General features: G+C 35.2%; 23 protein-coding genes and 1 riboswitch. Of the genes, 13 read left to right on the top strand and 10 right to left on the bottom strand.

The window, feature by feature from the left end; all coding sequences use genetic code 11:
* Positions 1 to 72: 72 nt before the first annotated feature.
* The 4 genes from MOC86_RS19735 to nagA all read right to left on the bottom strand — a co-directional run bounded on the left by MOC86_RS19735 (position 73) and on the right by nagA (position 3,538).
* The gene (locus MOC86_RS19735; protein WP_268585694.1) at positions 73 to 798 is read right to left on the bottom strand and encodes an SIS domain-containing protein; all 726 of its coding nucleotides are present in this window, start codon (positions 796 to 798) and stop codon (positions 73 to 75) included.
* Positions 799 to 817: 19 nt separating this feature from the next.
* Positions 818 to 1,540 carry a GntR family transcriptional regulator gene (locus tag MOC86_RS19730; RefSeq protein WP_268585693.1) on the bottom strand — a complete coding sequence of 241 codons (723 nt, stop codon included), beginning with the start codon at positions 1,538 to 1,540 and terminating at the stop codon, positions 818 to 820.
* A 64-nt stretch (positions 1,541 to 1,604) separates the two neighbouring features.
* Positions 1,605 to 2,348: a glucosamine-6-phosphate deaminase gene (gene nagB, locus MOC86_RS19725; protein WP_268585692.1), complete on the bottom strand. Its 744-nt coding sequence runs from the start codon at positions 2,346 to 2,348 to the stop codon at positions 1,605 to 1,607.
* The gene (nagA, locus tag MOC86_RS19720; protein WP_268585691.1) at positions 2,345 to 3,538 is read right to left on the bottom strand and encodes an N-acetylglucosamine-6-phosphate deacetylase; all 1,194 of its coding nucleotides are present in this window, start codon (positions 3,536 to 3,538) and stop codon (positions 2,345 to 2,347) included. The genes nagB and nagA overlap by 4 nt, the downstream gene beginning before the upstream one ends.
* Before the next feature lie 259 nt (positions 3,539 to 3,797).
* Between nagA and nagE the strand changes: the two genes are divergently transcribed.
* Both nagE and MOC86_RS19710 read left to right on the top strand, forming a co-directional pair.
* The gene (gene nagE / locus MOC86_RS19715) at positions 3,798 to 5,693 is read left to right on the top strand and encodes an N-acetylglucosamine-specific PTS transporter subunit IIBC (protein ID WP_268585690.1); all 1,896 of its coding nucleotides are present in this window, start codon (positions 3,798 to 3,800) and stop codon (positions 5,691 to 5,693) included.
* Positions 5,694 to 5,931: 238 nt separating this feature from the next.
* Positions 5,932 to 6,909 carry a ring-cleaving dioxygenase gene (locus MOC86_RS19710; protein ID WP_268585689.1) on the top strand — a complete coding sequence of 326 codons (978 nt, stop codon included), beginning with the start codon at positions 5,932 to 5,934 and terminating at the stop codon, positions 6,907 to 6,909.
* Between the two features lie 73 nt (positions 6,910 to 6,982).
* Here the strand turns inward: MOC86_RS19710 and MOC86_RS19705 are convergent, their stop codons facing one another.
* The 5 genes from MOC86_RS19705 to MOC86_RS19685 all read right to left on the bottom strand — a co-directional run bounded on the left by MOC86_RS19705 (position 6,983) and on the right by MOC86_RS19685 (position 10,718).
* Positions 6,983 to 7,837 carry a GRP family sugar transporter gene (locus MOC86_RS19705; protein WP_061802390.1) on the bottom strand — a complete coding sequence of 285 codons (855 nt, stop codon included), beginning with the start codon at positions 7,835 to 7,837 and terminating at the stop codon, positions 6,983 to 6,985.
* Between the two features lie 318 nt (positions 7,838 to 8,155).
* Positions 8,156 to 8,353: a YwbE family protein gene (locus MOC86_RS19700; protein ID WP_268585688.1), complete on the bottom strand. Its 198-nt coding sequence runs from the start codon at positions 8,351 to 8,353 to the stop codon at positions 8,156 to 8,158.
* A 114-nt stretch (positions 8,354 to 8,467) separates the two neighbouring features.
* On the bottom strand, positions 8,468 to 9,295 hold the full coding sequence (locus MOC86_RS19695) for a hypothetical protein (protein WP_268585687.1): 828 nt from the start codon (positions 9,293 to 9,295) through the stop codon (positions 8,468 to 8,470).
* Positions 9,296 to 9,319: 24 nt separating this feature from the next.
* Complete coding sequence (locus MOC86_RS19690; RefSeq protein ID WP_268585686.1) at positions 9,320 to 10,402, bottom strand: hypothetical protein; 1,083 nt, start codon at positions 10,400 to 10,402, stop codon at positions 9,320 to 9,322.
* Between the two features lie 25 nt (positions 10,403 to 10,427).
* Positions 10,428 to 10,718: a hypothetical protein gene (locus MOC86_RS19685; protein WP_268585685.1), complete on the bottom strand. Its 291-nt coding sequence runs from the start codon at positions 10,716 to 10,718 to the stop codon at positions 10,428 to 10,430.
* A gap of 255 nt (positions 10,719 to 10,973) precedes the next feature.
* Between MOC86_RS19685 and MOC86_RS19680 the strand changes: the two genes are divergently transcribed.
* From MOC86_RS19680 to MOC86_RS19655, 6 genes are all read left to right on the top strand, one after another.
* Positions 10,974 to 11,426, top strand: a complete 453-nt coding sequence (locus MOC86_RS19680) for a hypothetical protein (RefSeq protein WP_268585684.1) — start codon at positions 10,974 to 10,976, stop codon at positions 11,424 to 11,426.
* Positions 11,427 to 11,509: 83 nt separating this feature from the next.
* The gene (locus MOC86_RS19675) at positions 11,510 to 11,806 is read left to right on the top strand and encodes a hypothetical protein (protein ID WP_268585683.1); all 297 of its coding nucleotides are present in this window, start codon (positions 11,510 to 11,512) and stop codon (positions 11,804 to 11,806) included.
* An 80-nt stretch (positions 11,807 to 11,886) separates the two neighbouring features.
* Positions 11,887 to 12,345 carry a hypothetical protein gene (locus MOC86_RS19670; RefSeq protein ID WP_268585682.1) on the top strand — a complete coding sequence of 153 codons (459 nt, stop codon included), beginning with the start codon at positions 11,887 to 11,889 and terminating at the stop codon, positions 12,343 to 12,345.
* A gap of 65 nt (positions 12,346 to 12,410) precedes the next feature.
* Positions 12,411 to 12,719 carry a hypothetical protein gene (locus MOC86_RS19665; RefSeq protein ID WP_268585681.1) on the top strand — a complete coding sequence of 103 codons (309 nt, stop codon included), beginning with the start codon at positions 12,411 to 12,413 and terminating at the stop codon, positions 12,717 to 12,719.
* Positions 12,720 to 12,751: 32 nt separating this feature from the next.
* Positions 12,752 to 13,018 (top strand): hypothetical protein, encoded by a 267-nt coding sequence (locus tag MOC86_RS19660; protein ID WP_268585680.1) that lies wholly within the window; start codon positions 12,752 to 12,754, stop codon positions 13,016 to 13,018.
* Between the two features lie 303 nt (positions 13,019 to 13,321).
* Positions 13,322 to 13,420: riboswitch (purine riboswitch) on the top strand.
* A 120-nt stretch (positions 13,421 to 13,540) separates the two neighbouring features.
* Positions 13,541 to 14,710, top strand: coding sequence for an MFS transporter (locus MOC86_RS19655; protein WP_268585679.1), 1,170 nt, complete (start codon positions 13,541 to 13,543; stop codon positions 14,708 to 14,710).
* A 13-nt stretch (positions 14,711 to 14,723) separates the two neighbouring features.
* Here the strand turns inward: MOC86_RS19655 and MOC86_RS19650 are convergent, their stop codons facing one another.
* Positions 14,724 to 16,514 (bottom strand): ABC transporter ATP-binding protein, encoded by a 1,791-nt coding sequence (locus tag MOC86_RS19650; protein WP_268585678.1) that lies wholly within the window; start codon positions 16,512 to 16,514, stop codon positions 14,724 to 14,726.
* Between the two features lie 486 nt (positions 16,515 to 17,000).
* On the opposite strand from MOC86_RS19650, the gene MOC86_RS19645 reads away from it, so the two are divergent.
* The 5 genes from MOC86_RS19645 to MOC86_RS19625 all read left to right on the top strand — a co-directional run bounded on the left by MOC86_RS19645 (position 17,001) and on the right by MOC86_RS19625 (position 25,176).
* A complete protein-coding gene (locus MOC86_RS19645) occupies positions 17,001 to 18,443 on the top strand; it encodes a xylulokinase (RefSeq protein WP_268585677.1) in 1,443 nt (480 codons plus the stop codon).
* A 315-nt stretch (positions 18,444 to 18,758) separates the two neighbouring features.
* On the top strand, positions 18,759 to 20,249 hold the full coding sequence (locus tag MOC86_RS19640) for an aldehyde dehydrogenase family protein (protein ID WP_326847748.1): 1,491 nt from the start codon (positions 18,759 to 18,761) through the stop codon (positions 20,247 to 20,249).
* Between the two features lie 529 nt (positions 20,250 to 20,778).
* Entirely contained in the window at positions 20,779 to 22,032 is a 1,254-nt protein-coding gene (locus MOC86_RS27405; protein ID WP_326847747.1) for a 3D domain-containing protein, read from the top strand.
* A gap of 260 nt (positions 22,033 to 22,292) precedes the next feature.
* Positions 22,293 to 23,762: an alanine/glycine:cation symporter family protein gene (locus MOC86_RS19630; protein WP_268585676.1), complete on the top strand. Its 1,470-nt coding sequence runs from the start codon at positions 22,293 to 22,295 to the stop codon at positions 23,760 to 23,762.
* A gap of 391 nt (positions 23,763 to 24,153) precedes the next feature.
* Complete coding sequence (locus MOC86_RS19625) at positions 24,154 to 25,176, top strand: zinc-binding alcohol dehydrogenase family protein (protein WP_268585675.1); 1,023 nt, start codon at positions 24,154 to 24,156, stop codon at positions 25,174 to 25,176.
* The last annotated feature ends 38 nt before the right edge of the window (positions 25,177 to 25,214 follow it).

Raw genomic sequence — 25,214 nt, 5'->3', positions numbered from 1 at the left:
TTAATGAGTGAGATAGTGCAACAATCAAGAGTATAAAAGGAGTCATTAGGGATAAAAAAGAATATTTGTAGATTAGAGAAACGGAATTCTTTCTTTATATTGGGCAATTAAATGCTTATTATGGTTATCTGCTCCTTCCATATTTCCACTTTGAAAAATAGGTGGGTTTAGTCCAGCTTGAAGCATTTTCTCAATTACTTCAGAGAATAAAGTATTAAGGATAATAGCGCCAATAACAGTAGAGCCTGAACCAAATTTAATATCGTTTTTATTTAGAAGTACATCACCTTTTGGAATATGGTTATCTAAAACAAGATCCACAACGTCATGTAGATAATGTCCACTTTCATGACGAGAAGGACGGCTTTTTGCATAAATTGGGGAAGTAAGACCAATAGCATATGCCCCTTTTTCTTTTGCTAAAAGTGCTACATCAATAGGAACTGGATTAATACCAGAGGTTGAGACAACGATACATATATCTCCTGGACGGATATCTTGTTCTTTCATAAATGTATGAGCATACTTATTTTTTCTTTCTAACTGTGAAGAACGAGACGCACCTTTATGAAGCATTAATTCCTCTATAAAGATAGGATGAATGGGAGCTAAACCACCAGACCGATAAAATAGTTCTTCTGTTAACATATGTGAATGCCCACAGCCAAATAAATGAATAATACCTTGTGAATTAATACTATTTACGATTTGGGTTGCTGCTTCCTCTATAATCGTTTTTTCTTGTTTTTCTACCTTATAAAGTAAAGCTTTTATTTCCTCTATATATTGATTGCTCATAGCTAACTCCTTATATTTATTATCTAGTCATTGTAAAAGTGAATTTATAACGGTCAGCTCGATATGATGACTTTACAATTTCAAGAGGAGTACCATCTTCTAGATACGTATTTCGTTGAATAAATAAAATAGGTGCAAACTTTGAAACACCTAAGTGTTCAATTTCAAGATCAGAAGATATGGAAGACTCTAAAGTTTGGGTCGCATATCCAATTTTAAGATGGATATGTTGTTCAATATATTGATACAGAGATTCATTAACAATACTTTCAGTTAAACCTTTAACCAAATTTGCTGACATATAGACTGTTTCTAAAGCCATTGGAATCTCGTCAGCTAAGCGAATTCGTTTAATTTCATAGATAGGTGAGTATTTAGAAATCTTAAGCTGTTCCGCAATCTTATCAGTACATGGAACAATAGTGAATGTCAATAATTTACTACTAGGAGTCATTCCTCGCGCTTTCATGTCTTCTGTAAAGCTAGTTAAACCAACGAGCTGCTGTTCTAATTTCTTTCCTAATACAAAGGTACCACGACCCTTTTGACGATATAAGTAGCCTTCGTTAACTAAATTATTAATAGCTTGACGTACAGTCATTCGGCTAATTTGGAAACGTTCAGCAAACTCACGTTCAGAAGGAAGAGCATCATTTTGCTGTAACTCACCATTTTCTATTTGTTTTTTTATTTGTTCTTCGATTTGATAATAAATCGGAAGAGGTGAGTTTTTATCAATCACTAGATTTCTCTCCTTTATTCTCTTAAAACAAGTAGTGAAATCCCTACTTGTCCTAAGTTCAATTTTAATTTGAAATATTTTGTAGGTGTAATACACCTGACAAAGCTTGTTGATCTGCAATTATTGTAACACAATTATGCTTTTTCAAAATAGATGCTGGAAAATCTTCAGTGATGTCTGCTTGAAGTAATTTATTCATTGCTTCAGCTTTCTTTTCCCCTGAAACAAGTAATAAGATTTCTTTACTTTTCATGATTGTTTCAATTCCCATTGTAATAGCGTGTGTCGGTACATCCTCAATTGAATTAAAATAACGAGCATTTGCTTGGCGTGTTGATTCCTCTAGCGTAACAACATGAGTAGGTGCATTAAACGATGTACCAGGCTCATTAAATCCGATGTGTCCATTTTCGCCGATGCCAAGAATTTGCAAATCAATGCCACCATGATCTGCGATTAACTGATCATAACGTTTGCATTCTTTCTCAATATTAGGAGCTAGACCATTAGGTAAATAAGTATGCTCGATATCAATATGTTTAAACAATGAGTCAACCATGTAGTAGTGATAGCTATTTGGATCTTCTTTTTCTACCCCGATATATTCATCTAAATTAAAAGAAGTTACATCTTTGTAAGAAGTTCCACTTTGCTTATGATCTTCAATTAATGTTTTATATAAACCCGTTGGTGTTCCTCCAGTTGCAAGACCTAGTTTTACATTCTTTTTTTCTTGAACTTTCTTTATTAAAATATCTGCTGCTTTGCTGCTCATTTCATCATAGTTTTTTACTTGAATAATCTTCATTTTGTATGCTCCTTTTTATAAGCTAATGTTCCTCGGCAAAATGTCATTTCTACGTCTAAGTTTTCATTTAATATAACGATATCAGCATCTTTTCCAACAGCTATACTTCCTTTTCGATCGAAAATATTAAGTTGTTTGGCAGGATTGACTGATGTCATTTTCACGATATCTTCTAGTGAACAATTTGTGTAGTTTATTGTATTTTTAATCGCATCATTCATTTTCAAAATACTTCCAGCAAGCGTTCCATCTGCAAGAGTCGCAGTTGTATTATCAACGTTAACTGGTTGCCCACCTAAGTCGTACGTTCCATTTTTAAGCCATTTGGCACGAAGAGAGTCAGTGATTAAAATCATCCGATCACTTGTAATTTGATCGTAAGCAAGTTTTACCATCTCAGGTCGACAATGAATGCCATCTGTAATTAATTCAACAAACAGTTCTTTGCGTAAGTAAGCAGCCCCTAGAACCCCTGGCTCCCGATGATGCAGTCCACGCATTCCGTTATATAAATGTGTTACATGCGAGAGACCTGTTTGAATAGCTTCATCAATTTCATCGTATGTTGCATCTGAGTGACCAATAGAAGCAACGACGTTCTGACTTTTTAAATAAGTGACCATTTCTAATCCACCCGGTTGTTCAGGAGCAAGTGTAACTAATTTAATATGGCCCCCTGCATTTTCCTGCCATCGTTTGAATAAAGACAAGTCAGGGTCTTTAATATGAGTAGGTGGCTGAGCACCTGCTCGTTTTGGGGAAATAAAAGGACCTTCTAAATGAACACCTACTATTTCAGCTTGTTCATGAACTGTTTGATTATTAATAAAATTCCCTACGTTTGTTAGAGCTTGTTCAATAGCTTCATTTGACTGAGTCATTGTTGTAGCCAAAAAGCTTGTTGTTCCTTCTTTTGGAAGAGTAGCAGCCATTGTTTTTAATGATTCTTGGGTTGCATCCATTGCATCAGCATTTGCTACTCCATGGATATGAATATCAATAGCTCCAGGTACTAGTTTATAAGATGATGAACACTTAATGACTTGATCATTTGGTTCTGTTTTATACTCTGAGATTGATCCGATATCTTTGATTTTTCCATCTGAAATACGAATATATCCATTTTGAATTTTCCCAAGGTCGCTATAAATAATTAAATTGGAAATAACGATATTTTGATTTTCTATCATACATAATCTCCTTTATAGAAGTAAAAAGTAATAATTAGAGAGGTAGGTAACACGTTCATTATGTTTTACCATTTGTATCTAGTATATACCATCTATATATAGTTGTCTATACCACTATAAAATTTAACAGAAAAACCCCATTACTAAATATCCAAATAACCCCATTGATATAATATTTAACATTTTATTTGGTATAGACAACTATATGTTAGTTGTGTTAGTATGAGGCAAAGAAAACGCTTTAAAAGGAGATAAAAACATGTTGAATTTTCTACAACGTATTGGTAAATCACTCATGTTACCAATTGCAGTATTGCCAGCTGCTTCTTTGTTACTTCGTTTAGGACAAGAAGATTTACTAGATATTCCATTTATGGCTCAAGCCGGGGATGCTATTTTTGCAAACTTGGCATTGTTGTTCGCCCTTGGTATTGCCGTTGGGTTATCTAAAGATGGTAGTGGAGCAGCAGCACTTGCTGGGGTTGTTGGCTACTTTGTATTAACAAAGGGAACAGCTGCTATTGATAAAGATATAGATATGGCAGTTTTAGGTGGAATTATTTCAGGGATTACAGCTGGTTTGTTATATAATCGTTTTTCAGATATTAAACTTCCAGAATGGCTTGGTTTTTTTGCAGGAAAGCGCTTTGTTCCTATTATTACGTCAGTAGTGATGTTAGTGCTTGCAGGTATTTTTGGAGTAGTATGGCCTCCAATTCAAGAGTTAATTAATAATGTTGGGAATTGGATTACAGGAGCTGGAGCAATAGGGGCTGGAGTATACGGACTTCTAAATCGTTTATTAATTCCAGTTGGACTGCATCATGTATTAAACAGTTTAGTTTGGTTTGTATTTGGAGAATATAATGGAGCAACTGGTGATATTAATCGCTTCTTCGCAGGGGATCCGACAGCAGGACCATTTATGACAGGTTTCTTCCCAGTCATGATGTTCGGATTACCAGCAGCAGCTCTTGCGATGATTGCAGCTGCAAAGAAAGAAAAAAGAAAAGCTGTAACAGGTATGCTAGCTGGATTAGCTCTTACTTCATTCCTAACAGGTATCACAGAACCAATCGAATTTTTATTTATGTTCATAGCACCGCTTTTATATGTCATTCACGCTATCCTAACAGGAATCTCAATGGCAGTTTCTGTAATGTTAGGTATTCATCATGGCTTTGGTTTTTCAGCAGGGGCAATTGATTACTTCTTGAACTTTGGTATCGCTCAAAAGCCGTTATTGTTAGCAGGAATCGGCATTATTTATGCCATTATTTACTTTGTTATATTCTATACCTTAATCAAAGCGTTAAATATCCAAACACCAGGTCGTGAAGAAGATGAAGAAATAGAGGAAACTGTAGATTCTGATTCAAAAACAGGCGATAAATATGTAGATATGGCATCTTATTTTATTAAAGATTTAGGTGGAAAAGAAAACTTAACGACTATTGATAACTGTGCAACACGTTTACGTTTGCAAGTTGCAGACACATCCAAAATTAATGAGTCTAATCTAAAGCGCCACGGAGCTCGAGGTTTAATGAAATTAGGAAAAACAAATGTACAAGTTATCGTAGGTACAGATGTTGAATTTGTTGCTGATGCAATGAAACAATTAGTGAAGTCTGGGACAGCAACGATCAATATCTCTAAAGAAAATGAACAGGAACGTTCTGAAATAGAAACAGCTGACACAGCTCAGGTTGAGTTTGTTCTGCCATTTGAAGGAACTGTAAAACCTCTTAGTGAAGTGGAAGATGAAGTATTCTCTTCTAAAATGATGGGGGATGGATTTGCTATTGAACCAGTTAGCAATACACTAGTTTCTCCAATTGAAGGAGAGGTAATGAGCATCTTCCCAACGAAGCATGCTATTGGTTTAAAAACGAACAATGGATTAGAAATACTCATTCATGTTGGCATAGATACAGTAAAGTTAAATGGGGAAGGATTCAAAGCGCTTGTTCAGGAAGGGCAGCATATAACGAAAGAAACACCGTTGTTAGAAATTGATTTAGAGTATGTAAAAAAACATGCCCCTTCTATTACAACGCCAATTATCTTCACAAACTTATCGGAAGGTAAAGAAGTAAAACTTAATAAGTCTGGTTATCAGAAGCAAGGTACTCCTGATGTTATTAAGTTTTAAACTATCGACTTAATATTAAAGGAAAGAGGCATAAACCTTTACAAGAAAATAAGGGTTTATGCCTTTTTTCATTTTTATAAGGATAATCAGACTAGATAGAGTATATGCTGATATTATAATAATTGACTTTTCTTCCCATAATGATTTACAATTATCTTGAAATGAAGATATTTTATTTTGAGATATAATTTTATATTAAATGAAATAGATCACTTTAACTAAAGAGGAGTGAAAGAAGATGAACTTAACAGGGTTACATCATGTTTCAATTTTAACAGGAAAAGCAGAAAAAAATTATCTTTTTTATACGAGGATTCTGGGAATGCGTCTTATTAAAAAGACGGTCAATCAAGATAATACAGAGTCTTATCATTTATTTTATGGAGATGCCAAGGGGAATCCTGGAACTGAATTAACGTTCTTTGATATTCCTCATCTTGGTAGAACACATAAAGGAGCGAGCAGTATTTCTTCAACGTCTCTAAGAGTGGCGAGTACTGACTCACTCCATTATTGGGCTAAGCGTTTTGAAAAATTAGGTGTTCATTATGAGGAAATTAAAAAAAGAGCTGGGCGTGATACATTAGCTTTTGAAGACTTTGAAGGAACAAAGCTTATTCTTGTTGCAGATAATAATGAAAAAGGGGTAGCTCCAGGCGAAGCATGGGATGGAAGTGATATTCCAAAAGAGCATGGTATTCTTGGCCTTGGAGCTGTTACGTTAACTGTTGCAGATGCAAAACCAACAGTGCGAGTATTAAAAGAGTTATTAGGTTTTTATTATGTAGGTTCTTATCCATCCCTTGATGGAGATTATCCAGATGTTGAAGTATATGCAACAGGAGAAGGGGGAGTAGGAGCTGAAGTACATGTTGCAATAAGAGCTGATTTACCAAGGGAGCGTTTAGGAAGAGGTGGCGTTCATCATGTAGCATTTCGGGTTCCAAATGAAGAAGAATATAACGAGTGGGCGAAACGCATTAATCAAGCTGGTTTTGTGAACTCTGGAAAAGTAGATCGATTTTACTTTAGAGCTCTTTATTTTAGAGAACCAAATAATATATTATTTGAACTATCTACAGATACGCCGGGATTTGCTCAAGATGAATCAGTAGAAACATTAGGTGAACGACTTTCATTACCACCGTTTTTAGAACCGAAAAGAGAGGAGATTGAATCACGTCTTCGTCCATTAGAATTTGAGGGAAATCAATAAAGATTTGCTCTTTTCACAGAGGGAAGGTTTCAATTAAATAAATAGAAAAAAGAGGCGATAATTCGCCTCTTTTTTAGCTTGCCTTTGCAAGCCCAAGGAATACGGCGCCAATAATAATTAACGCACTCCCAATCACAATTCCAATCATTTGACGCTTAGTTTTCTTTTCTCCAAGAATTAAGATTCCACCGAATGTGGAAATGATAATTCCCATTTGTGAAAGAGAAAAACTCGTCGCAACGCCAACTTTTGGCTGTGAGAGGAATAAAAATAAGTTCCCAACTGCCCAAACAACACCAGGAATAATGTTCTTTAAGGCATATTTATTAAATGGTTTATGTTTATATGTAAGCAGCACGCCACCAATTACCATCCCGATAGCTTGAGGGAATAGCGCAGACCAACCGTCAACTCCAGTTAACTGAGCAATTACAACATATACTAAATAACCAATCGTTGAAACTATTAAAATTCCAATTCCTTTTTTTAGTTCTCCAGGCTTCTCTTCTACTGTATTGTCTTTTAATGAAGTTAATACAATTCCGACAATAATACATACAAGAGCAAGGCAACCGAATAAGATGCTTACAGCAGTTGACCATTCTCCAAAAACAATCATACCAAATAGTGCAGTTGAAACTAACTGCATTCCTGTTGAAATTGGCATTGTTTTAGATACGCCCATATGTTCAATACTTTTAAGTTGGTTTCTTTGACCAAGTGTCCAGAATAGACCTGAAATGACTCCGATTACAAAAATCTTTGTATCGATTTCTGGTTGGACAAACAGAAAAATAACCGCAGAAAAAATTAATGCTCCTAGTGTAGTACCAAGTGTTTGACTATAAGGGCCACCACCTAGTTTGACGTTAAATAGAACTAAGCTCCCCCAACACAAAGCAGGGATAAGAGCTAACAGGATGTCCATCTTGATGAAAGCTCCTTTCTTTATTTAGTTTTGCTTAGGCTTTCATAGTTGTATAAAGTAACCTAAAAAATTCACATAACAATGATAATAACACGAGTAAATAGGCTTGTCCATCTTTCTGAAACATGCATTTTTTCCTTGTCATGCTTAGATTTCTGGCGGGTATTAGATGTTAACGCTACCAACTTTTTAAAAATAAAAGTTTAAGTAGAAAATTATTCTTAAGTTTGGTCATTTCTCTCATGCCAAACTTTTAAGATGTCTTTGTATAAAATAAAAGGAAAAAGCTTTATATTAATAAAAAACGAGTACAGGAAATTATTCTTTGATAATTTCCTGTACTCGACCAACTTGTCCGTCTTCTAGTCTTACTTTAATTCCATGAGGGTGAAAGCTAGAATTAGTTAAAATATCTTTTACAATACCTTCTGTTAATTTTCCAGTGCGCTGATCTTTTTTTAGTACAATTTTAACTAAAAGTCCTGCACGGATATTTGCTCGAGATTGCCCATTCATATGTGAAAAACCTCCACTTTTTACTTTTAAACAAACGTTTGATTAATAAATAACCATTTCAACAGTATATCTTTCAAAGGAAAGGAAAAGCAAGATTATATAAAAAGGGAAACTCTAAAGTGAGAGTTTTCCTTTTTGTAAAAGATGTTCAACATGATCAATCCATTGATCTTGATTCATCCTTTTTAAAACGAGAGATGGTTGTTCAGTTACATCTTCATTTTCATTGTATACAACCCAAAGCCGTTTATGAATAGGCAGAATAAGATGAGCTTCTTGAATTTGTGAATATTCTTTTAGAGAAATTAACGATTCTGAAATGTTAGCAAAACGACGACCATAATCATTAAAATCTGAGAGGAATATTTTCAACATTTCTTGATGTTGATGAATATGGAAAGATTCACAAAGAGAGGCTAGTTCATCCTCTGTCTTAGTCTCCTCAACAAGTCTATTAAAAAGTTCTTCTGTTAGTGGAATGTGAGCAGTTTCTATCTCTCCCCATGCTAATACTTTCAAGAAGGAAGTAATTGCAGGCTGAATTTCATTTTCTTTCAAAATAGAAAATTCGTGAACGACATCATGTTTTACTTCATGCTTCAAACTTTCATCACCAGGCAGGCGATGGAGCATCAAAACTTTCTCAGCTCCATTTGCTTCTTTATTACAACAAATCATCTTGGTTGATTGAACGAAAAGGTCCATCATTTGTTTGAAGACAGGGTGAAGAGATTCCGCTAAGTTTTCTTCATTAATACCGAGCAGAAGTTCTTTTGAAAGCAGGCTATGTGATGCGGTTTCGAACACAATTTGTAAGTCACTTTCAGATTTTTCACCAAGTCCAGATTCTAGAACACCTGCTGCAACTTCATCATATCCACATAAGACAAGAGAGAGGGCAAGTTCTTCTGTACTCAAACTAATCTTTGGTTGTTGATTCATATTTAATACCTCACTTTATATCCTTTAATGGAGTAATCCTGAGACCCATTTAGAGCCTTGACTGAAGAGTTCCTTGCCTTTGTCGATAGTTTTGGAGACTTCTTTTTTGCCTTTGTCAATAACGTCTGATACTTCTTTCTTAGCCTTAGATATTCCATCTTGTACTTTATGTGCAGTTTTATTAATTGTATCAGAATGCTTCTCAATGAATTTTTGAGCTTTAGAAGCGACTATGTCGCCCACAAAGGTCCCTGCTGCACCTCCTATAAATGCCCCAGCTACCGCACCAGGGGGGCCTGCTAAACCAAATAAGGAGGCTCCTATTACGGAACCACTATAAGCTGCCGCTGATTTTATTGCAACATTAGAAGCTGAAACGGCTATATCAGTTGGAGTAAGCTTTCCTTTGCTATATTTATCAATCCCACCTATACCTTCTTCTATAACATTAGAAGCAACACTTATTGGAAATACCTTCTTGGCTATAGAACCAGTGACTTTTTTTATATTGGCTTTTGTATAGTTGTCACCAATCCCCATAAAATTGTACTTGAGCCATCCATTAAAAGTACGATAATTGCTAAGTCCAGTTTTATTCTTTAAAACTTTAAGTACTGGGTTTGTATGTTCCGTTTTTATAAATTTATTTACGCGTCTAGCAAAATTTCGAAATACAGAGGGGGTTCCCTGACCTTTAACCCATTTTGCAGTGCTTATGCTAACAACCCCCGTCCCTGCATTCCTCATGTTAATATTTATAGATTTAGTAGCTAATAGACTTAAAGCTACCAAGGATTGTGTTGAAATTAATACCTTGTCTAGATTACCTTTAATACTAAGGTAATCACTTGCCAAAGAGGGAAGTTTGAGTAGAGAAGAAAATATGTTATCCTCTATTTCCATTTTACTTGCTGTTTCACTTGCAATACTATGGAGGGAATTAATACTCTGGTCAATAGAATTAAAAGAAATAGATAAGGAAACGCCTTTAAGCTCTTGTAAGTATGTATTTACTCTCTGGTCAACAGCAGAAATGTCATCTCCAATAGAGGCAACTTTTTTTGCTAATTTTTTTACGGAGTCAGGATTTATTTCAATTATAGACATTTAATGGATTCCTTTCTTTATAAATTCAAGAGTGTTTTTCCTTTAGTTTTTCTTTAATATGAGCAAGTCGTGCTTGTTCTGAAAGATTCTTCAAATATGTACTTTTATCTCTAATTTCGTTCAGTGTATTTTTAATGTTTTCAAGTAAAACCTGAGCTGTTTTATTAAATTCCTTTTTAGAGGACGTTTTCCAGCTATGATCTTGATTGAAAAGGGTGCTAAGATCTTGTTGTAAATTTTGTAATGATGAAGCTTCCTTTTCTAATTTTCTAGCGGCATTTTCCAATCCATCAGGACTTAAAGATAATAAATCCATTATTTAATCTCCCCCAAAAATCGTTCTTTTTATCTATAACAAAAAAATAGCATCAATTATAAAATTAATATAGATAAATTTATATAATAAAACAAAAATAGTAATAAATTACTATTAAAGGAAGTAAAGGTTAAGATAGAATTTAGTTTTATATAATAAACTTTACGTTATAATTTAATATTTTTATTATAATTGTAAAGGATAGCTTTATTGAAGAAGTTAAAGAAAGTATTTAAAAAGTAAGGGGGATTATGAATGAATTTAATAAAGTACAGACGGCTAATTGCATTTGGTAAATCCTTAGTATGTATACTTGCAATAGGAGTTGGAGTTTGGCTTACTTATATGTTGCCTACTGCAGGTTTTTTTAGGCAAGTATTTACCGTAGTGTGCATTATAATGGCTTTTGGTTTATTTGGTCAGTACTTGGTTTATTTTTCTTATTTTACCATCAAACCATCTACAGTAATGTTGAAGTATGATCAACAGAATATTTATTATAATGAACAAGTTATCCCATTAAATAATATAGAAAAGATAATACACGGACATGTACCAAAAAGAGGGATACCAGGCGGGGTACAAGGCTTTCGCTTCCAGAAGAAGGACGGGGGACTAGTGGAGATTCCAACATATCAACTCTTCACTTTAAAAGAATATAGTAAATATTACAAGGTATTAGAAAAAATTATAAATAAATATAATTAGTCAATTGTAGTTTAACTACATAATTATAAAAAATGGTTTATGCTTATAGAGAAAGTGCCTCATAGAAAGGATGGTGAGGATCTATGTTTTTGGTAACACTTGCAGTCTTTGCTACACTTGCCCTTGGATTAAATACTTTATATAGTGCTTTATTAACGTTAAATTATAGTTATGTGAAGAAAGTATATGAATCTATGCTTGAAAACGATGTTTTCTTAGTTGGAAGTCTTACAGCTTATACTTGCATGGGGCCTGCTTATTATATAGCTAAAGTAGTTCATCGCCTTCCTTATTTTTTTGCTAAATTATTAATGTTAGTTGCCATTTTCCTGTTTATTGCTTTGAGTGGATATATGATAGATTTAGTAAATTCATTGTGAGAAATTTTGTAGGAGAAGCGGCGTAAAGGGAGACGGAAAATTATTAACATAAGAAAGGGTATGAGAAAAGGTATTGTTTAATGGAGTATATTAAGTATAAACGTTCCATAGTATTAATGAAGTTATTAGGCTGTATTCCATTTGTAGCATTTGCTGTTTGGTTGATACTTTCTATACCGAGATTTGGTTTCTTTGAACAACTTACATCTATTGTTATTATTATTGCTTTGTTATTCTTTGGACAGTATCTTGTTATTTTCTTTTACTTCCTAGTTAAACCTTTTCCTGTTCTTTGTTCCATCGACGAGCACTTTATCCATTACAAGAATGGCAAGTTCGCGATTAAAGATATAGAAGAAATTTTAGACCTGACTATTTATACAAAGAGACTTCCAGGAGGAATAACAGGGTTTCATTTCAAAATGAAAGACGGGAAAATAATTGAAATCCCAACACATTACCTTTTAACACTAGATCAGCATGCAGACGCTTTAGATATAGTTGAAGAACGGATGAAGCAGTATAAGGATGACAGATAGATACATAAGAGTTGGTCATTTGCTTTGTAGTTAATGCTCCAAAGGTGTAGAGAGGAGATATTTTTATGATATTAGAAGCTATTGCTTCATTTGCTGTCTTGGGTATTATTATAAATACTTTTTATAGCTTATTACTGTTCATCAATCATTCCCTTTCGAAGCGAGTATACGAATGTATGGTAGACGGGGACATTTTTCTAATTGGTACTTTAATAGGAAATGTATGCTTCGGGCCCGCTTATTATTTAAGTAGTAAAATCCACTCTCTACCTATCCTGCTTGCCAAGCTATTAATGATATGTTTAGTTTTCTTGCTTCTTGTCATTAGTGTTTTGTCAATAGAAGTTGCAAACGTGATAGGAAAAGCATTTTAAGAAAAACATAAGAATGAAAAGGAAAAGTACTCTTGAATTACATAAAATACAAACGCCATATCGTCTTTTTAAGAAGTTTAACTTGTGCATTAGCTGTAGGTGTGGGAGTATGGGCAATTTATCGGATTCCTACAGAGAACTTTTTTGAACAAGTAGTAAGTGTAATGGTAGTTATCGTAACGTTTGGATTTACAGGACAGTACATGATTATTCTTCTATATTTCTTGCTTAGATCGTCTTCAGCCCTGTTAAAGTATGATGAAAAACATTTTTATTACAAAAACAAAAAATCCCTATAAATGATATTAAAAAACTAGATGCTAACTATTATGTATATTTAAAAACACTACTATGGGGTGTTCCTGGTTTCATTTTACAACTTAAGAATGATGAAGTTATTGAAGTGCCAACATATTATACTTTATTAGCAGATGATTTCGGAAAGTATGCTGAGCAACTGAAAAAAGTTGTACTAGAAACTACGTAGGGAAAAAGTACAGTGAGATTATAGTTGATATAATAAGCTTTCAAAAAGGATTGGAAATACAAACAACCCTGCAGGTAGTTGAAAAATCCTAAAAGATACGCTATATTATTAAATCGAATAGAATAATCAATCTGTATGTATAACCTCAATAATATGGTTTGAGGGTCTCTACCAGGAACCGATAAATCCTGATTACAACAAATGTCACTTTCATTTTTGTAATCAGGATTTTTTGTCTTGGCACTGAAGTGAGAGAGGGCGCATATAAAGGTGCGGGTAAAAGTCTTGATCTGATACAAGATTGGAAGTGACGACAGAAAAAGGAGGAATTCAAATGAATTTAAAAGTTTGGATCCTTGCTGCTTCTACTATTTCAGTCGGATTAGTAGAACTTATCGTCGGTGGGATCTTACCAATTATGGCAGATGATTTGAACATATCAGTTGGTACAGCAGGTCAGCTTATTACCATTTTTGCGCTTGTATATGCTGTAGCTGGTCCATTACTTTTATCAATTACAGCTAGTATTGAGCGAAAACGTTTGTATCTTATTGCTCTTTTTGTCTTTTTTATCGGAAATTTAATGACGTTTTTCAGTTCGGTATTCTCGTTTATTATCATCGCAAGGATTATTACAGCAGGGAGTACAGCATTAATTGTTGTGCTATCTTTAACAATTGCGCCTAAAATTGTTGCACCTACTCATAGAGCAAAAGCTGTAGGGGTTATTTATATGGGGATTAGTTCTTCTCTTGTTTTAGGTGTACCAATTGGCATTCTTGTGACAAATGCTTTTGGCTGGCGAACTGTTTTTCTAGGTATTGCGTTTCTTTCGATTTTGTCTCTTGTTTTAATTTCGATTTTCTTAGAACGCATTCCTGTTGATAAATTGGTTCCGATTAGCAAACAAATCAAATCGCTTAAAAGTGGGAAGATTATTGGAGTCCACCTTGCTACACTGTTTATGTTAGCTGGTCACTATACAATTTATGCATACTTTACTCCTTTTTTAGAAGAAGTTTTAAACTTAAATCAGCAGTGGATCAGCCTTTGTTATTTCCTATTTGGCATTGCTGCTGTGTTTGGTGGAGGTCTAGGAGGGACACTATCTGATAAAATTGGCGCTCCTAAAAGTATTTTAATTGTCATTGGAGCTTTTGCCCTTATGCTGTTTGTGCTTCCGTATACAACGTTTTCCTTTCCAATCTTTATAATTGTGATGATGGTATGGGGGGCATTAAGTTGGAGTCTTTCACCACCTCAGCAAAGTTACCTTATCCAAATTGATCCTGTTACATCTGATATTCAGCAAAGCTTTAATAACTCGGCATTGCAAGTTGGCATTTCACTAGGCTCTGCTGTTGGAGGAGCTGTGATGGAGAAAACCGGTTCAGTAGCTCATACAACAACGATCGGTGGATGTATTGTAGTTATAGCCATGTTATGTGCCTTATTTTCTTTAATAAAACCTGCCCAACTAAATAGAACAGAAGTGCAAAAATAAGAAAAACCAGCCCTTACAATACGGGGTTGGTTTTTTCTATATATAAGCTTTCAGGTGGGTGATTTTTAGATAATTGGAGTTGCTCAACGGCAAATTCTCTGTATAAATCATGAGAAGCCAGTAATTCATCATGTGTGCCTTGTCCCGTAATTCTGCCATTTTCCATAAATAAAATTTTATCAGCATCTATTACCGTAGAGAGGCGATGTGCAATGACGAGCGTAGTCCGACCATTCATTAAGTTTTTTAGTGCTTTTTGTACATAAATTTCTGATTTACTATCAAGGCTTGATGTTGCTTCATCAAGCATAAGAATTTGAGGGTTTCTGAGTAGAGCCCTTGCAATTCCAATTCTCTGCCTTTGTCCACCAGATAGTTTAATACCTCGCTCTCCAACTTCTGTTTCATATCCGTTTGGAAACTGGAGAATAAATTGATGAGCATATGCTAACTTAGCAGCATGATGCAACTCTTCTTCTGAAACTTTACCTTGAAGACCATAGCAAATATTTTCCTGTATCGTTCCAGAGACTAGAGGGCTTTCTTGAGAAACATAGCCGATCTGACTTCTCCATGAAGACAAAGAGAATGAACAAATGGAAAGATCACCAAGCCTTATTTCTCCGTGTGATGGTCTGTAATAACGTTCCAAAAGAGAAAAGAGCGTCGTTTTTCCGCCGCCGCTTGGGCCTACAATTGCTGTTACTTTCCCCCCATCTGCTGTGAAATTTAGGTCTTGTAAGACTGTTTTATTTTCTTCGTAAGAAAATGTTAAGTCTTTAATAATAAGCGGCTTAGTAGCTTTATTTAGAATAGTACCTGATTGATGGTCTTCCTCTTTAGAATGTAGAGCATTAATGATTCTTTCTGTTGCTCCTTTTGCTTTTTGGAGCTGAGTGAAAAAGGTAGAGAATTGAGCCATTGGCATAATAATTTGAATAAGATATAGAATAAAGGCAACTAATTCTCCAGCTGATAGAGCTCCAGAAGAAACGCGCATTCCCCCGTATCCAATAATAACAACTAGGAGAGCCATCATAATTAATGAAATTAATGGGGAGGTAAAGGCTTGTATTTTTCCTTCCTTGACACCAAGTTGAAAAAGGTTTTGAATCCCTTTTTTACCATTTTTGTATTCAAAAGGCTCAGCATTTGATGATTTAACAAGACGAATTTCCGATAGAACTTGTGTAACTCTTGCAGAAAATTGAGCTGTTTCATCTTGTGTGCCTCTAGAAACTCTAACCATCTTTTTTCCCAGTGGAAGAAGGATACAGAGTGAAAGAGGAACGGCACAAAGCATGATCATTGTCATCTTCCAGTCTATTATAAGTAAAATAACAATTGATCCTGTAATAGAGATAACTCCTGTAGCAAAGCTTGTTAAATGATTAGAAATCAAGTTTTTAACAATTGCTGTATCATTGATAATACGACTTGTCATTTCTCCTGTTTGGTGATTGTCAAAATAAGCGATAGGAAAGCGAAGAAATTTATCTAATAATCGCTCTCTCATGTTTGCTACTACTTCTTGTCCCACATAATTAAGCAAGTAAATAGAGAGACCGCCTGCTATAGCTTGAGCGAGAAAAGCAATAACCAAAATCATTATTGTATTTCGATTGAATGAGTGTATAGAGAAATGATCCACAAGATTTTTCGTAAACAAAGGAATGAATAAACCTACGATTGTCATTATTGTACTCATTAAAATAGCGCAGCTTAACTTTGCTTTAGATGGATTCGTTTCTTTAATAAGATAAATAAATAAAGATAAGTCTCCATCAGTTTGTTTTTTCAACATTCTTTTATCTCCTATATATGTAATCATTATATACATGAAAGAGTAACTAGTGAAAAAGCGTTTCTCAGAAAGAGAAACGCCCTTTATGGAGCACGGTATGTAGTGTTCCATTGCTCAAAAGATTAAACATTACCATTGCCGTTATTAACGCTACCATTACCGATATTGATCAGTTGGCTTAAAAGATTGTTTAGAATATCAAGGTTCATGTCATCACACCTCCTAATGTATAAATTTTGAATATAAACCAATATAAGGTTATATCCGTTACATCTATCACTATACACTCACTATACGCCGTTTTCTACAATAATTTGTATATTATGGAAAAAACGAGTCTGTAGCCCTTATTTTGCTTAAAAAAGTTTATGGTAACTTAATCCAAAAGACTTATATTTAAAATCAAATTGAATGATAGATATTTAGGAAAGTAGTATATGATAGAGAGAAAGAATAGAAATCTATATTTAGTCAATGGAGGAAAGTATGGATTATATTATTTCGTTTGATATTGGGACAACAGAAATTAAAGGAATTATGGTGAACCAATATGGAGAAATTCTGCTAGAAGGTTCAACACCTCTAAAAATGATATATGGGGAAAACGGAGAGAAAGAACAAAATCCTGAAAGCTGGTGGGAAGGCATTATAGAAATTGTTACATGTTGGAAGAGAGAGGAAAGCATCAATTTATATGATGTGAAAGCTATAACATTAAGTGGACAAATGGAAAATGTTATTCCCATTTCATATAACAACAAGTGTGAACATGCTATCTTATATTCAGATACGCGAGCAAAAGAAGAAGCGGAATATATTAATCATTTCTATAAGGATATAGGAGAAGTAATAGGAAATCATGTAAGGTCCTCTACTCCTTTTGCAAAACTATTATGGCTTAAAAACAAGGATATAGAGGCATATCATAGTGCACAATCATTTGTTTTTAGTGCAAAAGATTATATTATCTATAAACTCACAAGTCGTTTTGTAACAGATCCTATTACAGGAGCAACAACTGGAATGATGAATCTAAACAAAAGAATATGGGAAGAGGATATAATTGTCCCCGTGGGAATTGATATTGGGAAATTGCCGGAGATTTTACAGTCAGAGGAAAAGGCAGGGCGGCTTTCAGCTAATGCTGCTGAAATAACAGGATTACAAGAGGGGATTCCTGTACTATGCGGTTCTGGTGATGCTGGAGCAAGCACAATTGGAGCAGGAGCTGTAGCAGAAGGACAAGGCTATTTGCATTTAGGAACAACAGGTTGGGTCGCGATTCCTGCTAAAAGGTTTGTTTCCCATCCTTTAACGTTTACATTAGCACATTTGCCAAAACACCTTTTAATTGCTGTTATTCCGCTTTTAAATGGTGGGAATATTTATGAGTGGGGAGTTCAAACTTTTACAGATAATGAAGACTATGAAGGATTTGAAAGAATGGTGAAGGAATCGCTAAGTAAAAAGGATGATGTATTGTTCCTTCCTTACCTTTATGGAGAACGAGATCGAGAAGAAGGGGGAGCATTTATTTCTATTACAGCGAAAACAACAAAGGAAGACTTTACTCGTGCTATTGTTGAGGGACTTTGTTATTCTATTAAACAAATTTTTGATGAACTTCTGTCTCCTAAGGAAGGAGATATTACGATTATTGGAGGAACTTCTAGAAGCACTGTGCTTTGTCAATGCTTAGCAGATGTACTTGGAAGACAAATTAGTGTCCCGAAGAACAGCCACATTTTGACAGCTTATGGCGCTTTGGCTCCGGCTTTCATTGCCTTAGGATGGTCGCAATCTTACGACCATTTTGTAAGAGACTATATTAATAAGAAGAAACACGTACATTTTAAACATGATGTGTCCAAAAGGGAGTATCATATAGAACAATATAAGCGATATATCAAATATGCTGAAAGAAAATAGAGGCTATTTTTGTCGATGAAAAATTGTCATTTAGAGCATTAAATTATTTGAATATTCTTTACGATATGATAGAATGATAGAGGAAGTTATTTTTCCGTTTACAACCTCAAGAAATTTTTTTTACAACCAGCGTATAATAGGAATTCTTCTCACCATTTCAACATTTTCATTCACCAAGATTAAAACAAACTCACCTAAAATTCAAAATCTGAAAATTTGTTTTATCAAAAGTCTCAGCATGTTGCAAGTAGTGGCAACAGAATTGGAACAATGCTGCTGACATAAATAAAGATTAGAACAGGGGAGTGGGGAATAATGATGATCAACGGTACAGGAGTAAAACTAAGCGAGAAAGTAGAAAAATTTTTAGAAGGTACAAAAAAACTATATATTAATGGTAGTTTTATAGAATCAGCAAATGGAAAAACATTTGAGACCGTAAACCCCGCTACAGGTGAAATGCTTGCACGGGTTGCGGAAGCTGAAGAGGAAGATATTAATCGAGCAGTCGAAGCTGCACGGGACGCATTTGATAATGGTCCGTGGTCAAGGATGGGGACTGCTGAGAGAAGTCGTCTTATTTATAAGTTGGCAGATCTCATTGAAGAAAATAAACAAGAACTAGCAGAGCTAGAATCTCTCGATAACGGAAAGCCAATGCGTGAATTGATTGCAGCCGACCTGCCGCTTACCATTGAGCATTTCCGATATTATGCGGGTTGGTCGACCAAAATAATGGGGCAAACCATACCAAGTCAAGGAAACTTCTTTACTTATACAAGGCACGAACCACTGGGGGTAGTCGGTCAGATTATTCCATGGAATTTCCCGCTGTTAATGGCAGCTTGGAAACTTGGAGCAGCACTTGCTACAGGTTGTACAGTTGTGCTGAAACCTGCTGAGCAAACGCCGCTATCCGCTCTCTATTTAGCAGAATTAATTGAGGAAGCTGGTTTTCCAAAAGGAGTCGTCAATATTGTACCTGGATACGGAGAAACAGCAGGGGCTCCTCTTGTGAACCACAAGAAAATAGATAAAATTGCCTTTACAGGGTCCACCTCTGTTGGTAAGGCAATTATGAGACAAGCTTCTGAAACGCTTAAGAAAGTTACGCTAGAGCTTGGAGGAAAGTCACCGAATATAATCCTCCCTGATGCAGATCTTTCAAAAGCGCTGCCTGGTGCCCTTAACGGTATCATGTTTAACCAAGGGCAAGTCTGCTCAGCAGGTTCAAGATTATATATTCAAAAGAAACAGTATGACAATGTTGTTGCTGATTTAGCTTCAACTGCTAAAAATATTAAAGTTGGAATAGGCCTTGATCAAGAAACTGAGATGGGACCACTTGTTTCATCTGAGCAACATAACACGGTAAAAAGATATATTGAATCAGGGAAAAGTCAAGGAGCAGAGCTTGTAGCAGGAGGGAAAGTGCCGTTTGAAAAAGGCTACTTTATGGAACCAACAATATTTGCAAATGTTGATGATAGTATGACAATTGCTAAAGAAGAAATATTTGGACCTGTAGTAGCTGCCATGCCGTACGATACCCTCGATGATTTGATTGATAAAGCAAATGATACTGAATACGGACTTGCAGCAGGCGTATGGACACAGAATTTAAAAAATGCCCACTATATTGCAAATCGCTTAAAAGCAGGGACAGTTTGGGTGAATTGCTATAATGCCTTTGATGCAGCAGTGCCGTTTGGTGGCTACAAGCAATCTGGTATAGGTCGAGAAATGGGCTCATATGCTCTTGAAAACTATACAGAAGTTAAAGCCGTTTGGATTAATATGGATTGATATAGATTAGTAATTAGTTAATAGAGAAGGCTAATTGAGCGGATCCCTCAATTAGTCTTTTTTTTTGCCTATAAACATTTAAATAAACGTTTGTTTAAAAATATAGCAGAAAAACTTAGCACTTTTTTCTCTCAATTCTGTCTAAAGATGAAAGTGAAATTTCTTTATATTATAACTTGATAACAGGTTCATTTATCGACGAGTAAGTTTGCTTTGAAACGATTAATAAATTTTAAAAAAACGTTTTGTTTCTCTATTTTTATATAAAATAAAAGATTTTTTAATGAAAAAAAGCAAAATAAATGGTTTAAAATGGATTCAATATTACGTTTTGTTACAAAAAATCTTCTTTTGATGGAATATGGCTTACCCCTCTCATAGCAACGGATGAAGAAAATGAATCTTTCTTTTTTCCTACTCAAATCCTCCTATTTCTTTGATTATTGACATTTTCTTTTAATTTTTTTGTAACATGATTGGGACAACTTTTGTGTTATAACTATATTTGCAAAAGAAAGGGGAGAAACGTATGCCATTTATAAAGCGTACGATGCTTATCGTCTTTACAGGAATGATGTGCTTTTCGGGCACAGCCATTACTCATGCGCAAACAAACGAAGACTCATTACAAGATGCAAAAAGTAAGCTAGAAGAGAGTAAAAAGCAAGTAGCTGAAAAAGAGCAAGAAAAGCAATCTGTAAATGGAGACATCGAGAGTATAAAGACTGAATTGGAATCTTTACATAATTCAATTTCCGAAAATGAAAAAGAATTGAAAGAGATTACAAGTGAGATTAAGAGCACAGAAGCCTTAATCGAGAAAAAGAAAGAAGAAATTATTAAACTTGAAGATAAAGTGCTAGCTAGAAAAGATATTATGGAGAAACGCCTTGTTGCTCTTCAGCAGAGTGATCAAGGGAACGTTGTTGTTAAGAGTGTGCTAGACTCTGAGAACATCGGAGATTTCTTCGGTCGCTACAATGCAGCAACTACGTTAGCAGAAGCAGATCAAGATATTTTACAAGCGCAAAAAGATGATCTTAAACAAATTGAAGAAGATAAAAAGACAATTGATAAACAAGAAAAAGTATTAAAAGAAAAGCAAGAAAGTTTATCAGAGAGTCAAGCATCACTTCAAGAAGACTCAGCAAAGCGTGAGGAAATTTTAGCAGATCTACAAGCTAAGTACGGTGACATTGTGAAAGATCTTGATTTATCACAAAAAGAGCAATCAAGTCTTGAAGCACAAATGCAGAAGATTGAAGATAGCATAAAGAAAGAGCAAGAAGCAGCAGCTGCTGCGAAAGAGGCAGAAGCTAAGAAAGTAGCTGATCAACAAGCTGCTAAAGAGGAAGAGGCACAAGCAGTAACACAGCAAGAAGTTGCAAAAGAGCAAGAGCCTCAACAACAACCAGTTGTTAAAGCAGAAAAAGCACCTGAAGCTAAAAAGCCAGCTCAAACAGCTGATAAAGGAAGCGAGCCTGAATCAGGGAAAGTCCTTTATGTACAAGCAACAGCTTATAGCTATGAGGAAACAAACGCAAATGGTGGACTTACTGCAACAGGACTTAATATTAAAACAAATCCAAATATGAAGCTAATCGCAGTTGATCCAAATGTTATCCCATTAGGTTCTAAAGTATGGGTAGAAGGATACGGCGTAGCAATTGCAGGAGATACAGGTGGCGCGATTAAAGGTCATATTATTGACGTTTTACAGCCATCAAAGTCGGCAGCTCTAGCTTGGGGCCGTAAAAATATTAAAGTGAAGATTTTAAATTAATAGATAACAATAGCAAGCAGTCTCACAGAAGTGAGGCTGCTTTTATTTTTGTGTTTTCATTCATTATGACTATTGAAGTTGAAGAATTACCGAAGATAAAATAGAACATCTAATAAGAGAAAGAGGCAGTTTCAATTGGCAATAGGAAATTAAAATGTAAGCTATTATGACAATTTAAGTGAAACGCATATTTATGTAACATAGGATAATAGATATATTACATAATTGTTTTTATGAATCAAGCACAGGGGGGAATAGGGATGGAAAAGTTTATAACAAATTTAAGCAGTTGGCTGTGGAGCATGCCAATGCTCTATCTTTGTTTAGGGATTGGGATATTTTTCACACTAGCAACAAGAGTCCTGCAGTTAAGGCTTATTAAAGAAATGATTCTTCTTATGTTCAAAGGAAAAAGTTCGGAAGCAGGAGTATCGTCTTTCCAAGCCCTTTCTCTAGCTCTATCAGGACGTGTAGGCACAGGAAATATAGCGGGAATTGCTACGGCTATCGCTCTTGGTGGACCTGGCTCTGTCTTTTGGATATGGCTCATTGCCTTTATAGGAGCTGCAACAGCTTTTGTGGAATCAGCATTAGGTCAAGTGTATAAAGTTAAACAAGGGGGGCAATACCGAGGAGGCCCTGCTTATTATATTGAAAAGGGAATTGGATGGCGTTGGTATGGAGTTATTTTTGCCATTGCCTCAATATTAGCAATGAGTTTATTAATGCCTGGCATTCAATCTAATTCAATATCTGCTGGATTAGAAAATGCTTTTGGAATTAAACCAGTTATCTCAGGAATTGGAATTGTTGTTGTGCTTGCTATTATCATTCTTGGCGGTGTTAAACGCATTGTTAATGTGGCGCAGTATGTAGTACCTTTTATGGCTTTAGGCTATATTTTTGTTTCCCTTATCATTGTGGCACTAAATATTCAAGAGTTGCCAAATGTGATAGCTTTAATTTTTAAAAGCGCATTTGGACTTGATTCAGCATTTGGAGCCATTGTCGGAATGGCAATTACATGGGGAATTAAGCGAGGGATTTATTCAAATGAAGCTGGACAAGGAACTGGCCCTCATGCGGCAGCGGCAGCCGAGGTGTCTCATCCAGCGAAACAGGGACTTGTTCAAGCTTTCTCTATTTATGTTGACACGCTTCTAGTCTGTTCAGCAACAGCTTTTGCAATTCTTTTTACTGGAACATATAGCACTCAAGCTCCATCAGGAGAGTATATTGTCAATAACATGCCTGGAGTTGAAGTTGGTCCTGCTTATACGCAAGCGGCAATTGAGACGAGTTTCCCAGGTTTTGGAGCAGGGTTCGTAGCTATTTCACTTTTATTTTTTGCTTTTACAACGATTATGGCTTATTACTATATAGCTGAAACAAATCTTGTTTACCTTCTGAAAGGAAAGGATAATAAATGGCTCTCTTTCCTTTTGAAGTTAGTTCTTCTTGCTGCTACATTTTACGGATCCATCAAGACGGCGAGTCTTGCATGGGCATTAGGTGATATTGGTTTAGGGGTTATGGTTTGGTTAAATATGATTGCACTCTTAATCTTAGCAAAGCCGGCCTTAAAAGTTTTCAAAGATTATGAAAGACAGCGGAAGCAAGGGGTTGATCCAGTTTTTGATCCGCGTGCACTCGATATTAAAAATGCTGATTATTGGGTCGATGAATATGAATATATAGAAGAAAGTCCAAAGAAAGCAAAAGTAAATTAAGGATATACGATATATATTCAAAAATGATAAATCAAAGCTCAAAAGAGGGACATTCTAATGCAGGAATCCTCTTTTGAGTTTTTTTGTTGAAGGATTTAGGAAGCTTAAAGTAGAAGAAGGAGTTAAGAGATAAAAAGAGACATTGTCATTTGAGGAGTAGCATAGAGTTAGAATGAAGATTAATAAAGCATAGTATGAAAAAGGTTTAACAAAAAAATGTTTCCGCTTACATTTTTTGTTTTACTAAATCGTTTTAGAAAAACTATAACTTTCTTATATAGCCCAGTGTAGAGAGTATCGTATCTTTCATACTATAATCTTCATTTACAGGAAGAGAGATGTGAAACTTTAGCTTTATTACAAGAATAAACTTAAATCTTTGAGGTGGGATATGAAAGCTATTCAAGTAAAGGGTGCCCATAATCTTGTTGAGGTAGAAGTCGAGAAAGCTGAACTGAAATCTCCAACAGATGTACTTGTAAAAGTGAAGCGTGTAGGAATTTGTGGAACAGATATGCATATTTATCATGGTACAAACCCACTCGCAACATTGCCAAGAGTTGTGGGACATGAAGTGGCAGGTGAAGTTGTAGCCGTTGGTAAAGAGGTAGATAAACTTAAAAAAGGTGATCATGTTGTTATTGAACCTATAAGCTACTGTGGAAGCTGTTATGCTTGTCGAAAAGGAAGGCCAAATGTGTGCAGCAATTTATCTGTTTTCGGTGTTCATGAAGACGGGGGATTAAGGGAATATATTGTTCTTTCCGAGAAGCAGCTTCATCTTGTTAACAAAAGTTTAAGTTGGGATGATATTGTACTAGCAGAACCCTACACAATTGGAGCTCAGGCAACATGGCGGGGGAACGTTGAAAAGGGAGATTCTGTTCTTATTCAAGGAGCTGGACCTATTGGGATTTGTATATTAAAGTTAGCTAAAATGAAAGGTGCGTCTGTCATGATGACAGATCTTAATGAAGAACGACTTCAATTTGCAAAAGAAAGTGGAGCAGATGCTGTTGTTCATGCGGGTAGAGAGGATGTTAGAACAAGAGTTAAGGAATGGACAAATAGGGAAGGAGTCAATATCGTAATTGACGCTGTTTGTTTGCCATCGACATTTGAACTTTCCGTTGATGTTGTCTCTCAAGCAGGAAATATCGTTGTATTAGGATTTGATGAACGACCAGCTTCAATTCCTCAGTTGCCCATCACAAAAAAGGAAGTTACTATTACAGGATCAAGACTCCAAACAAATCAGTTTTCAACTATTGTTCAGTATTTAAATGAAGGAAAGCTTTCACATAATGGTTTGATTACTCATAAATTTCCATTCTCTCGTGTACAAGAAGCCTTTGATTTTATCGAAAATCATCCAGAACAAGTACGCAAAGCTGTTATCACATTGAATGACTAATCCATATATTTATTTTTTAAAAAATGAAAGCGTTTTAA

Origin of the sequence: Priestia endophytica (genome assembly GCF_026790145.1) — a bacterium.
GTDB classification, from domain to species: Bacteria; Bacillota; Bacilli; order Bacillales; family Bacillaceae_H; genus Bacillus_I; species Bacillus_I endophytica_A.
Note: the sequence above shows the minus strand (reverse complement) of the source record. Positions and strands in the feature narration are given on the sequence as shown.